The following is a 12,297-nucleotide window of genomic DNA, read 5'->3' on the forward strand; positions in this document are numbered from 1 at the left end:
CACCGCTCTCACGCGGGGCGGACCGCCGACGCCGCGACCGCGCTCACTGCGGCCCCGACTGCACCGTTGGCGACACGATGATCATGCAGCCCCCACCCGGCGAAGGAGAGGCCGACGCGCTGACCTCAGTCACCGACGTCGGTGACCCCCCGGCGGAGCTACGTGCCCGGTCAGGCCGATTGCCGGACCGATTCGAAGAAGGAGACCAGTTCCTTGGCGACGGGCCCGGGTGCGAGCACCGGGGCAGAGTGCCCAAGCCCCGGCAGCGGTTCGCGGACGTGCGGGTCGGCAACGTGCTGGGCGACGTGCTGCTCCGAGTCGGCGAAGAAGGTGCCGTGCAAGGTTTTCTGGCCCCGCAGGAGCAGGACCGGCGCGGTGACCTTTGCGAGCGCCGATGGGTCGGCCGGCTGGGGGCCCTCGTAGGCCATGAGCTCCTGCAAGTCCTGCAGGAGCACCGGGACGTATCCTGCTCGAGCTGCTCGTTGCGCCGCTTCAGCTCGGCGTTCTCGGTCTGCAGCCGCTCGCGCTCGTCACTGGTGATCCCGTCGCGCTCGCCCGCATCGATCGCGGCCTGCTTGCGCCAGTCGCGGATCGCCTGCGCCGAACAACCCAAGTCCTGCGCCGCCTGCGCCGGGGTCATGCCCATCTCGGTGACCAGCCGCACCGCGCGCTGCTTGAACTCATCGCTGTACGGGGGTCGATAGCCCATCGCGGAAACCTCCTTGCCCAGGATTCATCGTCCCAAGCGCCGGGGTGTCCACGAAATCGGGGGAGCATCAGTGGCTGTACCTCGCGGTGGTCATGGATGCCGCCAGCCGCGCCGTGGTCGGCTGGTCCATGGCAGATCACCTGCGCACCGAGCTCGCCCTCGATGCACTCGACATGACCCTGGCCCGCCGCGACCCCGCCCCCGGCGCGATCCACCACTCCGACCTCGGATCGCAATATCTCGCCGGTGCCTACCAGGCCCGCCTGCACGCCCACGGGCTGCGGCCCTCGGCCGGGCGTGCCGGACGCTGCTGGGACAACGCCGCCGTCGAAAGCTTCTTCGCCACCCGCGTCCCCTTGATGGTCGCTTGGCCATGGCAGACATTCGGGTCACGCACGATCAACGCGTCATGATCGACCGGCATACCGCCCTCCCTCGACCGCGCCGCTGCTCCCTCCAGGCTACGTCAACCCCCAGAGGACGGACCCGACCGTCCACAAGGCAAGCACCCATGCGCTCCTACATCCCAAAGCCGACCGCGCTAACACGGCCCAAGCCGGGTAGGGTCGAGCCACAGTGTGTGTAGACGGATCCGTCTACACGGGGTACGATCCTCGTATGAGCGACACCACGACCGTGCGGATCGATCGCGCGACCCATGAAGAAGTACGCCGTCTCGCCCAAGAACGCGGCATCACCGTTTCTGAGGCCGTCGCTCGGGGGGTGCGGCTGTTGCGGCAAGAGCGGATGGGTCAGCAACTCACCGAACCGTTAACCGACGTCGAGCGCGAGTGGCTGGATGCCGACCTCCGGTGACGTCGTCGAGGTCGATCTCGGCGTTCCAGCGGGCGCCGAAGCCGGTCTCCGACGCCCTGCGGTGATCGTCACCGCTGATCGCGTCCTCCTGCACAGGCCCAGCGTCGTCCAGGTCGTCCCGGTGAGCAGCACCGTGCGCGGGTACGCGACGGAAGTCACCGTGCCAGCTGATCCCACCAACGGGCTGGATGTCGATTCGGCAGCCCAGTGCCAGCACCTGCGAGCTGTCGCTTCCCAGCGGATCGACCGCGCGCTCGGCAACGTCGGCCCGGTGACCCTCGCGCAGGTCCGCGACACGATCGCCACGTTGCTCGACCTGTAGGAAGAGAATCCCCCTGCGCCCGGACCGCTGACCCCATCCTCGTCGCGGGCGGACCTGGCTCAACGAAGTTCGTGAATGACCTCTTCGGTCGCGCGGCGCGCCTTCGCGCGCGCGTCGAACCGGGCTTCGAGCACCTGCATGGCGAGATGGTCAGGGAGGCATTCGGCGAACTTGATCGTCTGCAGACCGGCACGGTTCAGCTGCTCACCGATCGAGATCTTGGAGAGGTCGACCTGGGCGAGCACGTTCCGGAGCTCGGCAGCTGAGACATCGCTGGCCAGGCGCAGGCGGAGGTTGTGGCGCGCGCCGGTTGACTCGCGTAGTCCGGCCAAGGCTTCAGCGAGCCAGAGGTTCGCGATCAGCCCCGCGAACGTCCACCAGCGCGTCACGCCGTCGTCGCCGGCCGCGAGCGCGGTCTCCCCGGGTCGCAGCCACGAGAACTCCTCCTTCGCCGCAGCCAATTGGGCCTGAGCCCGGTCGCTCAGATGGACGTGCTCCGGGGTGTCCCCGCAGAGCACTTCGCGGATGCTGCGGCAAAGCTCGGCATGCAGGGGCCGGGCGCCACCAAACCACCCCGCGATGCCTCGCTGCTCGCTCGGTTCGACGGTGACCGTGCGACGGTCCCAGTCGATGTGGCGCACGAACCATGACTGCCCGGCGAGAAGAATGACGCGGCGTTGCTGTTCGGCCAGCAGCAGGGTGCTGTCGGGAACGGAGCCGAGCTCCTTCTGCCCCCACAACACCGCGAACTCGGGCGCGGAACTGAACACCGAGAGCAGCTCCAGGAAGTGGCGGCGCCCGAACGCGTCCTCGCCTGCAGGACCGATCCCCAGCAGTCCCCCGTCGTCGTGCAGCCACTCGTCGGCGATGAGGTGGTCGAGCACCTCGTCGGCATGGGCGCGCACCTCGTCGCCGAAGACGAACGGCGCGCCGAGCCGGACGAGGAGCGTGTGCCGACCGACCCCCTGCTCTTGCAGCACGATCGCGAGTGCCTGCTGCGCCACGAGGTGCAATGGCAGGGCAGGCGGCTCGAGGGGTTCGACGAAGCCACGCTCAAACAGCCGCAGCAGGGCGACCGCCTGCAGCAGGGAGGCCTCGTCGGTGGCGAGGAACAGCATGTTGCGCTGGGCCCCGGTGCGGCGGCCGCTGCGACCCAGGCGCTGCAGGAAGCCTGCCACCGTGGAGGGGGCGTCGATCTGGATCACCCGATCGAGGTCGCCGATGTCGATCCCGAGCTCCAGCGTGCTGGTCGCCACGATCACGCAGTCAGACTCCTCGGCGAACGCGGCCTCCGCGCGGCGGCGCTCATCCCGTCCCAGCGAGCCGTGCGACAGGAACGTCTGCACCCCGAGTCGTCGAAGTTCGTGGCCGAGCTGCTCCACGCGGGCGCGGCTGTCGGCGAACACCAACCGCTTCTCCCCGCGGTGCAGTCGCGAGATCACCAGCGCCGCGTTCTCGAGCGTGCCGACGTAGTCGACGACGAGTTCGGGCGTCACGGCTGGCCCGACCGGCTCCGGGTTGATGACCTGCCGAGGTGCCTCAGCGCCACCTCGGGTGAGCCAGCCCAGCAGCTCGTCGGGGTTGCCGACCGTCGCCGACAAGCCGATCCGCTGCACCGCATAGGGGGTCAGCCGCTCGATCCGGGTGAGCACGGCGAGCAGGTGCCACCCCCGGTCGTCGCCCGCGAACGCGTGGACCTCATCGACAACGACCGCGCGGACGTGGCGGAACACGTCCTCCTCGTCGGTCTTGGTCGACACGAGCATCGCCTCGAGCGACTCCGGGGTGGTCAGCAGCACGTCGGGCGGATCGTCGCGGATCGCCCGCCGGGCCGACTGGCCGACATCGCCGTGCCACAACCCGACACGTCGACCGAGCAGTCCGGCGAACCGTTCGAGGCGCTGGTGCAGGTCGTTGAGCAACGCACGCAACGGACACACGTACAGGACCGACAGACCGCGCCAGTCCTCATCGAGCATCTGGGACAGAAGCGGGAACACCGCCGCCTCGGTCTTGCCACCCGCGGTCGGGGCGAGCAGCAGCGCGTGCGACCCGGTCCGCAGAGGCGCGATCGCCTCACGCTGCAGCGGCCGCAGCGACGGCCATCCCAGCGTGTTCGCGACATGGTGCGCGACGGCCGGCTCCAGGTTCCCACGGTCGAGTGAGTCGGTCATCGCGATGGACTCATACGTCCAGATCGATCTCGTCGACCGAGTCGGCGCGGCGGGCGTTGCGCTCGACCTCGGTCAGTTCGGCGTCGGTGATCGTCAGGGGGTAGTCCCGGCGCGGGTGGAAGTCGTCGAACTGGTCGACGCGGTCGAGCACCGCCTCGACGAGCTTCTTCAAGTACACCCGTGGCGCGATTCCGACCTGCTGGCCGAGCTCCCCGGTCACTTGCTCGGCCAGCAGCTTGACGTAGTCGTCGTCGACCCGTTCGTGGATCCGCGACGGCGCGTCGGCGCCTTGCGCGTAGAGGTCCCGAACGCGCTGGCCGATCTCTTGTAGCGACGCCACCGAGAAGCCCTGCAAGCGCAGCTGCGGCGCGCGGGGGTTGTCGAACCGCGCTTCGGCGGTGAAGTCGGTGTGCAGGCGCTGCGCGAGCGGCGCGAGGCGCTGCATCCCCTGCGGACCGTCGTAGAAGGCGGGGGTGCCGGTGATCACGAGGTACAGCCCTGGGAAGCGACCAGCGTCGATCTCGTCGATGAGCTGGCGCAGGGCGTTCAACGCGCGCTCGCGCACGTCGCTGCGGACCCGCTGCAGCGTCTCGACCTCGTCGAGCACCAGCACGAGGCCGGGCTGGCCAGCGTCGCGCAACAACGTCAGCAAGCCGGCGAGGAACGCCAGCGCCCCATCGTGGTCGAGGTCGCCCTTGATCCCGGCCTGGCGCTTGACCGAGGCAGCCACGTGCGGCTGCCCGCCGAGCCACGCAAGGAGCCCCTCGGCGGTCGCGGCGTCGTCGGCGGCCACCGCGCGCCGGTAGGCCCGCAGCACCGCGCCGAACGAGGGCGCCTGGCGCGTGACGGCCTCGAGGCGGCGTTCGGCGAGCGCGTCGGTGGCGGCGAGCAGCGCTTCCTCGTCGTCCTCGTCGACCGACTCGTCGGCGAGGACGTCTTCCTCGAGGGTGAAGAACCACCCGTCCACCACCGAGCGCAACGCGCCGCCGTGCACGTCGGGGGTGGCGAGGCGCTCGACGAGCCGCCGGTACACCGTCTGCAGGTGGTGCAGCGGCGTCTCGCCCTCGGAGACCTGCACCTCGCTGGTGGCGAACCCGCGGCTGCGCGCCCGCTCCCCCAGCCAGCGCGCGAGGAACGTCTTGCCGGACCCGTACTCCCCGCGCACCGCCTTGAACCCGGCTTGGCCCTTCGCCACCTGGTCGAGTTCGGCGTCGAGGGCGGGCCCGAACCGGTCGAGGCCGACCGCCAGCACGTCGAGGCCGCGCTCAGGCACCGTGCCGCGGCGCAACGCATCGACGATCTCGAGGCGTCGTTGCGGGCTGACGCGGCTCACCGGGTCGCTCCTATGCCTGCTCGAGCTGGAACTGCTCGGCCAGCAACTGGCGGTTCAGCCGCACCGTGCCGTCGGTGTCGACGCGGACGACGTCGTAGGCGTCGACGCTGAGGGTGCGGCGGAGCGCCTGGAGCTTGCTGCGCAGGCGCACGCCCTTCACGCCGGTCTCGCGTTGCAGCACACCGGCGGTGGCGACGTCGCCGTGACGCGCGAGCACGGCCAGGAAGGCGGCGAGATCGTCGTCGCTGAGCGCGGCGCGGCCGGCGCGGGCGCGTTGCTCGGCCAGCAGCGGGCTCGCGAGCAGTTCGGTCACCCAGGCGGGCTGCCCGGCTACCCCACCCCGCGCCGCCGCACCCGCCGCCTCGGCCTCACCCGAGGTCTCCTGTGGCTCCGCCGAGGCCGTCTCCTCGTCGTCGAACAGCCGCAACCCTCCGTCGGGGTCGGTCGACGGCGGTGCCGGCGCGGCGGGCGCTGGGGCGGCCGGTGCCGCGGCCTCAACGTCAGGCTCCGAACGGGCCGCCGCATCCGGTCGCACGTCCCACCACCACGGCGGCTGGGTGACCGCGACGTGGGCGTAGCCGTCGAGCTCGGCGCTGGCTGGCGCGAACACCGCGAGGGGGCAGAGCACTTCCTGGGGCGTCGCGCCGCCGTGGTAGCCGAGCTTGTCGGCCGGCGTGTAGCGGATCGCGTCGGTGGCCGGCAGCACGACCTCGCCTTCGCCGCGCAGCACGCGTGGACCAGCGACCGCCACCTCGTCGTCGTTCGGCTCGCTGGTGGCCGGCCGCCACCGTTCGCCGCCGCCGTCAGTGACCCGGGTCTTCGTCCGGCGCGCGCGGATGTGGCCGTGGTCGCTGGTCACCACGACCACGCGGCCGGCCTCGGCGGCGGCCTGCAGCAGCCAGGCCAACGGCCGTACCCCGTGCAGGCCTTCGACGAGTTGAAGCTGGCCGCCCTTGTCGAGGTGGTCGTCGACGCCGTTGACCACCACCCCGACGACGCGTCGGGAGACGTCGGTGATGGCGTCGCGGACCTCCTCGCCGAGGCGGCCCTCCTCGGGCTTGAGGTCGCGTTTGTGGAACAGGCGCGGTTCGCCGCCGGCCTTCCGCAACGCGGCGTGCGCGGCGAAGTTGTCGCGCTCGACGTTCTGCTCGCCGGCCACGAGCCGTCCCGACAGCAGGCTCGCCCGGCTGGCGTAGGTGATGCTCGGCAGGGCCGAGACGACCGCTGGCCACGGGGCGTCGGCGGGCTCCTGCGCGGCCCACCCTTCCCGTTCGATGTCGCCGAGCAGGCGGTGGGCGGTGGGATGGTCGAGCCCGTCGACGACGAGCACGAGCGTGGGCCGTTGTGCGGCCAGCGGGGCGACGACGTCGTCGAGGACCCGCTCGATCGGCAGCAGGCCTTGGGCGCCGAGTGGCTCGACCCGGCTCCAGTCGGCCAGCTGCGCGGCGAACGCTCGGTCCTCGGGCTCGCGCTCGGCGTCGATGCGCGCGAGCAGCGCCGACAGCGCACTCGCGAGCTCAGGCACCGTGGCGCCCTCGGCGATCGCAGCGCGGGCCTCGTCGACCCACGCGCCGTCGTCGATCCAGCGGCGGGCGGCGTCGGCGAGGTCCGCAGCCTCACTCGAGGTGGCCGGTCCCTGGGCGCGCGCGGCGAGGCGCACCGCGTGGGTCGCGCGCGCGGCCTGGGGGTCCTCGTCGGCGCGGACGTGCGCCTGGACGCGGCCCAGCGCCCTTAGCGCCGCCTCGACGGTGCCGTGCCCGTCGAGCGTCTCGGTGATCGCGGTGCCGACCGTTGCGAGCCGCGCCGCCAACGCGCCGGGCAGCAGGTCGGAGACGCCGACGAGCGCGCTCGCGCCGAGCTGGTCGAGCTGGTGCTCGACGTCGGCAAGCAGTGCGGGCACGTTGGGGTCCGCGTCGGCAAGCCGCTCGCGCGCAAGCGCCTCCGCCGCACGGGCCCAGCCGCGCGCCCTGCGCTCGGGGTCGGGTCCTTGGAGCACCTCTTGGCGCTCGGTGAACCGTCCGCGGGCAGTCGCCGCCGCCTCGCCCACGGCTTCCGGGGACCACAGCACGCCCGCCAGCAGCCCCAGGCCGACCGCGCGTGGTCCGCGGCCGTCGGCGGCCAGCCGCAGGATGGGCAGGGCGCCGGGGTCGGTCTCGCGCACGAGCCGGTCGATGACGCGCGCCCGGTCGTCGTCGCTCAGGCGGCCAAGGGTCTTGGTCCCCTCGCCGGCCTCGGCCCAGCGCAGCAGATCTAGCGTGCTGGGCCGGTCGACGCGCAGGCCGAGCCCGTGGCGGCAGAAGGCCCGCCACGCGGTGTCGGCGTCGAGGACGCCCTTGGCGACCGGCGGGTAGCCGCGCGGGGGCGCGTGGTCGACGAGCAGGTCGACGAGCCAGCGGTCGTCGGCGAGCTGCCCGTCGAGCATCTCCGCGCGGAACAGGCGCTTGCAGGCCTCCCAGCCGTAGGGGCGGACCACGCGGTGGTCCCACAGCTCGGCGACGACCTCCTCGCCGAGCTCGCGCTCGTCGCGGTCGGTGACCACGACGAGCAGCTCGTGGTCGCCCGCGGCGCGGTGCGCAACCAGTGCCGCGCGCACCGCGAGGGTCGACGGGGCGGCCAGCACCCGAACGGTGCCCGCGTCGGTCTCGAGCCGTTCGGGGCCCTCCCACGTCGGTGCGCCGGCGACCGCCACCATGCGCCGGTCGCGCTCGCCGATCTGCGCGGCGATCGCGCGGACCTGCGACTCGTCGACGGGGCGCTGGCTCACCGCGACCGCTTCTCCCACTCGACGGTGAGCGACTCCAACTCGTCGGCGTGCTCGCGCAGCGCCTCGACGAGGCGCTGCACCTCGGCGCGATGCACGCGGACCTGCCCGGAGGGCTCGACGAAGGCCCCCTCGATGCCGACCTCGGGGGCGGCGCCGCTCGTGGTCTGGGGCTCATCGGGCTCGGGCGGCGCGATCGTGTCTCCGGCCTGATAGGTGCCGGGTCCCTCCGAGCCCTGCTGGCGACCGGTTGACTCGGGCGGCGTATCCGTCCCCGGGATCGGCCCCTCGGGCCCACCGCCGGACTTGTCGTCCGGTTCACGGCGCTGCAAGGCACGGCTGAGCAGGTCGGTGGCTTCGTGCTCGGCGGTGCGCAACGTGTCGGTCAACGAGTCGGCGACCTCCTCGGCCGTAGCCGCGCGCTGCACACGCTCGATGATCCCGGCGGCGTGGCTAGCCCACTCGCCGTCGAGACGGCGGGTCTGCTCAAGCAGCGCCCAGTTGGTCTCCTGCAGCGCCCGTCGGACGTCGGCGGCGGTGCTCGTCGAACGCGCCATCGCCTCCAGCGAGGTTGGCACCTCGACGGCCGCGATGGCCTCGACGACGTCGCGGTCATCGGCGGTGGCGACCGTGTCGAGCAGCGCGGCTGCCGCCTGCGCGGTGCGCAACCGATCCGCCTCGTCGCCCAGCGCGAGCCGGTCGCGGTGCGCCTCCAGGACCCGGACGAGCTCGCGCGCGGGCTCCCGGTCGCGCTTGGCGTGCTCACGCACCGGCCCGGCGAGTTCGGCGACCGAGGCGGCGCTGCGCACCGGGCTGGCGACGACGCCGAACAGCCCGCCGACCCGCCGGGCGGCCTCGGCGTAGACGTCCTCGTCGGGCAGCTCGACGTCGCGCAGCTCCACGCTGGGGTCGAGCCGCTCGACGATCGGTCCGACCGGCGCGCCGCGCAAGCTCATCGCCTTGTTCGCCATCAGCGCGTAGGCGCTGATCACGAGGTTGGTGACGCGCTCCTCGAGTCCCATCGGCTGGGGCTCGTCGATCCATTGGCGCAGCCGCTCGACGGTGACGGCCTCGCCGGGATGCTCGCGCTGCTTGGCGTAGAAGTGATCGCGCCAGTCGCGGCGCAGCATGAGGTGCGCCTCCCCGACGTCGGCGAGCTTCAGCGGCGCGAGCACCTTGTTGACCGCCCGTCGGTCGCTTTTGGGCACGTCCACCCGCCCGTCCTCGTTCTGCACCGCGCGGGTGATGTGCTCCAGCGCGGTGCGCAGGTCGCCGATGCGCACCTCCTCGCCGAAGTTGGGGTGGGCAGGGAACTGGGAGGCCAGCAGCTGGTCGAGCACCTCGGTGAACGCCGCCGAGAGCGTCGCTGCGGTCGGCGGGCGGATCGCCAGCGACGGGTCGAGGCTGGGGAACTGCTCGTGGGGGCGCAGGTCGGTGCGCACCATCGATTCGTCGGGGGTGTCGATGCCGTAGGCCTGGCGCAGCACGTCGACGAGGCGTTGACGCAGCGTCCGCGCCTGGTTGTCGATGAGCTCGCGGGCCTGCACGCGGTCCTGGGGGGCGAGGTGGCGGGTGGCGCCCTCGAATCGGTCGCCGGTGAGCACGTGCTCCATCACCACGAGCCGGCCGAGCTGCTCCATCGCCTGCTCGGTGAGAAACAGCGGGATCCAGCACGCCGTCGGCGTCGGGTCGAGCTGCTCGCCGAGCTGTTGCAGCCGCGCGCGGTCGTCGGCGGGCCCGTGGCCCGGCTCGTCGAAGGGGTAGTCGATGACCATCCGCGGGCGGTCGTCGGCGACCAGCTCGCTGGTGGGGATGTCGGCGTGGTCGCGGATGTTGGCGAACCGCACGTCGATGGTGCGCTTCGACCCGCGCCACACCAGCGTCACCGTCGAGGCGGTGAGCCCGCCGCCTTCCTCGACCCCCAGCGACTCGCTGAGCAGCTCGCGCACCTTCGCGCGCCGCTGGCCGAGGTTGTCCACCTCGGCGACCTGGTCGAGGATCGCCTCGGTGTCCACGCCGGTCAGCCGCAGCCCCACGTGGGGGTCCTGCTCGTCGCCGTCGACACGCAGCTCGCCGATCTCGGCCGCCCACCCCTTCACCTTGTTGAGCACGGTCGCGCGCTCGGCGCCGGCGATCGGGGACTTGATCGTGCCGTGGTTGAGGTCAGCCAGGCGCCGCACGGTCAGCCCCCGCAGCGGCTCGACCTCGGGCACGAGCGCGGCGAGCAGCAGCGTCTTGGCCAGCCGGTCGTCGGTGCGGGCAGGGTGGTCGTCGGGCAGGCGCTCCAGCTGCTCCTCGTCGACGCCGTCGTGCTCGGCGGCGATCTTGGGCTTGAGCTTGTGGGCGTAGAGGTCGCGGGCGCGGTTGAAGTGGCGCTTGAGCTCGTCGCTGAACGGCTCCTCGGCGTCGGCGATCACGTCGTAGAGGTCGCCGAGCGGCACGAGGTCGCCGACGGTGAGATGGTCGCGCTTGTCGGCGAGCAGCTCGCCGATCAGCCGCAGCGCGGTCCGCTCGCGCTGCAGGTAGCCCGAGACCGCGACCAGGGTCTCCACCAGCGCAGGGTTGAACGGGTACAGCCGGCGGAACATCTCCTTGTCGCCGTCGCTGGTGAGCAGCGTGTCGAACGCGCGCCCGCTCGCGGCGGCGGTCGCTTCGAAGGCCTCGTCGAGCTGGCGGGCGGCCGCCTCGCTCTTGGGCCGCAGCAGCCGCTTCTCGATGATGGTGGCGAGGTTGCGGTCGGCCAGCTCGATGACGTCGAAGCGGCCCTCCCACCACTCGAGGATCTGCCCGAAGTTGATGCGCTCGGCGCCGGGCACGCCCTGGCCGACGAAGTCGCGCAGGTCCCGCTGGCGGGCGATGAAGCTGACGATCGGCGCGGGCCGGTCGGCGCGCTGGGCCTCGACGAGCTTGGCGACCTTCGGGCCCTCGCTGTTGACGAAGCTCTCGTCGGCCATGCGGCTGGCGAACCAGAGGATCAGCTCGTCGAGGAACAGGATCAGCCCGTCGTAGCCGAGCCCGGCGGCGTGACGGCTGATCGCCGACAGGCCCTGCTCGAACGGCACGAACCCGCTCGCGGTGGCCTGACGATTCTCGATGGTGCCGCTGAACAGCTGGTCGATGACGTCGCTGACCAGCGCTTGGCGCTGCTCGCTGTCGGGCGGCGCGGCCATCGCCGCGTCGAACGAGGCAGGGTCCCAGCCTCCCGCGAGGTCGCCGAAGCCCTCGTCGCCCCCACCCTCGCCGAGCAGCCCAAAGAACGCGTCGTCGCCCATCTGCCCGCGCAGGCGCTTGGCGTCGGCGAGCAGCCCGTCTGAAACGTAGACCGCGGGCAGCTTCGCGCCGGGGTGGTGGGCGCGAACGTGGTCGACGTAGCCGCCGAGGATCGCCTGCTCCATCGACTCGGCGCCGACCATGTGGTACGGCACGAGCATGAACCGGCGCCCGTCCAGCTTGGGCGCGTGGCGGGCGATCGGCTCAGCCAGCTCGGGCTTGCCGCGCGCGGCCGGCTCGCCTTGGAGGATGAGGTGCAGCACGGCCATGAAGTGGCTCTTGCCCGAGCCGAACGAGCCGTGCAGATACGCGCCCTTGGACGCGTGCCCCTCGACCGCGGAGGCGACGAGCCCGAGCGCGTCGTCGAAGCACTCGGCGAGCTGGTCGGTGACCACGTACTCGCGCAGCGTCCGCTCGGGATCGGCGACCCCGTCGGCGAGGCCGATCACGTAGTCGGACTTGCTGACCCGCTCGGGCAGGTCGATCAGTTCGCGCAGCAGCGGCTGACTCATGAGAGGTCTCCCGCACCGTCTGGGTCGAGGGCCGTCGCGGGCCCCTGTGGCAGGCGCCCGTGGACGACCACGCCGTCGCGTGCGGCCTCGCGCGCCATCGGGTCGCCGCGGGCCAGGCGCTCGCCCCATTCCCCGGGGCTCCACCCCACCGGCTGCAGCCCGGGCGGCGCCCCCGCGTGCAGCAGCTCAAGCCGGCGCCGCCCGTCGGCGGGCAGGTCGTCGGCGACAACGAGCACGTCCACGTCGCTCCACTTGTTGAAGTCCCCACGCGCGTACGAGCCCACCACGACGACGGCGTGCACCGACAGCCGGCTGGCCAGCGCGCTCGCCCACTGCTCGGCGCGCGCCAGCTGCGCGGACCGTTCCTCTCGTCGGCGACGAACCACGGGATGGGCCACGC

At 72.2% G+C, this 12,297-nt stretch carries 8 protein-coding genes and 3 pseudogenes; 3 read left to right on the plus strand and 8 right to left on the minus strand.

The genetic code is table 11. The annotated features are described in order from the left end of the window. Positions 1-170: 170 nt before the first annotated feature. Together ER308_RS22205 and ER308_RS23020 are read right to left on the minus strand one after the other, a co-directional pair. Positions 171-455, minus strand: a complete 285-nt coding sequence (locus tag ER308_RS22205; protein WP_240731922.1) for a hypothetical protein — start codon at positions 453-455, stop codon at positions 171-173. A 38-nt stretch (positions 456-493) separates the two neighbouring features. Beyond that, positions 494-709 (minus strand): annotated as a pseudogene (locus ER308_RS23020) (transposase); the annotation flags it as partial. A 71-nt stretch (positions 710-780) separates the two neighbouring features. On the opposite strand from ER308_RS23020, the pseudogene ER308_RS02280 reads away from it, so the two are divergent. Beyond that, positions 781-1,056, plus strand: a pseudogene (locus ER308_RS02280) (DDE-type integrase/transposase/recombinase); the annotation flags it as partial. Positions 1,057-1,076: 20 nt separating this feature from the next. On the opposite strand, the pseudogene ER308_RS23025 reads toward ER308_RS02280, so the two are convergent. Beyond that, positions 1,077-1,133, minus strand: a pseudogene (locus ER308_RS23025) (hypothetical protein); the annotation flags it as partial. Between the two features lie 194 nt (positions 1,134-1,327). Here ER308_RS23025 and ER308_RS02285 point away from each other — a divergent pair. Together ER308_RS02285 and ER308_RS02290 are read left to right on the plus strand one after the other, a co-directional pair. Further along, the gene (locus ER308_RS02285; RefSeq protein WP_131153509.1) at positions 1,328-1,525 is read left to right on the plus strand and encodes a hypothetical protein; all 198 of its coding nucleotides are present in this window, start codon (positions 1,328-1,330) and stop codon (positions 1,523-1,525) included. Next, positions 1,509-1,847, plus strand: a complete 339-nt coding sequence (locus ER308_RS02290; RefSeq protein WP_131153510.1) for a type II toxin-antitoxin system PemK/MazF family toxin — start codon at positions 1,509-1,511, stop codon at positions 1,845-1,847. Before ER308_RS02285 ends, ER308_RS02290 begins: the two co-directional genes overlap by 17 nt. A 59-nt stretch (positions 1,848-1,906) precedes the next feature. Here the strand turns inward: ER308_RS02290 and ER308_RS02295 are convergent, their stop codons facing one another. From ER308_RS02295 to ER308_RS21290, 5 genes are read right to left on the minus strand one after another with little or no spacing between them, the layout of a single operon-like run. Continuing rightward, complete coding sequence (locus ER308_RS02295; protein ID WP_131153511.1) at positions 1,907-4,021, minus strand: DEAD/DEAH box helicase; 2,115 nt, start codon at positions 4,019-4,021, stop codon at positions 1,907-1,909. A 10-nt stretch (positions 4,022-4,031) separates the two neighbouring features. Beyond that, positions 4,032-5,354, minus strand: coding sequence for a BREX system ATP-binding protein BrxD (brxD, locus tag ER308_RS02300; RefSeq protein ID WP_131153512.1), 1,323 nt, complete (start codon positions 5,352-5,354; stop codon positions 4,032-4,034). Between the two features lie 10 nt (positions 5,355-5,364). Then, positions 5,365-8,118 carry a BREX-2 system phosphatase PglZ gene (gene pglZ, locus ER308_RS02305; protein ID WP_165491753.1) on the minus strand — a complete coding sequence of 918 codons (2,754 nt, stop codon included), beginning with the start codon at positions 8,116-8,118 and terminating at the stop codon, positions 5,365-5,367. After that, complete coding sequence (locus tag ER308_RS02310; RefSeq protein WP_131153514.1) at positions 8,115-11,897, minus strand: BREX-2 system ATPase PglY family protein; 3,783 nt, start codon at positions 11,895-11,897, stop codon at positions 8,115-8,117. Before ER308_RS02310 ends, pglZ begins: the two co-directional genes overlap by 4 nt. Beyond that, complete coding sequence (locus tag ER308_RS21290) at positions 11,894-12,295, minus strand: nucleotidyltransferase domain-containing protein (protein ID WP_165491754.1); 402 nt, start codon at positions 12,293-12,295, stop codon at positions 11,894-11,896. Before ER308_RS21290 ends, ER308_RS02310 begins: the two co-directional genes overlap by 4 nt. Positions 12,296-12,297: the final 2 nt, after the last annotated feature.

Origin of the sequence: Egibacter rhizosphaerae, from assembly GCF_004322855.1 — a bacterium.
GTDB lineage: Bacteria > Actinomycetota > Nitriliruptoria > Euzebyales > Egibacteraceae > Egibacter > Egibacter rhizosphaerae.

Excerpts from the sequence above, each read along its gene's own strand:
- ER308_RS02285 (WP_131153509.1), top strand. The coding sequence starts at position 1,328 with ATGAGCGACACCACGACCGTGCGGATCGATCGCGCGACCCATGAAGAA.
- ER308_RS02290 (WP_131153510.1), top strand. The coding sequence starts at position 1,509 with ATGCCGACCTCCGGTGACGTCGTCGAGGTCGATCTCGGCGTTCCAGCG.
- ER308_RS02295 (WP_131153511.1), bottom strand. The coding sequence starts at position 4,021 with ATGACCGACTCACTCGACCGTGGGAACCTGGAGCCGGCCGTCGCGCAC.
- ER308_RS02310 (WP_131153514.1), bottom strand. The coding sequence starts at position 11,897 with ATGAGTCAGCCGCTGCTGCGCGAACTGATCGACCTGCCCGAGCGGGTC.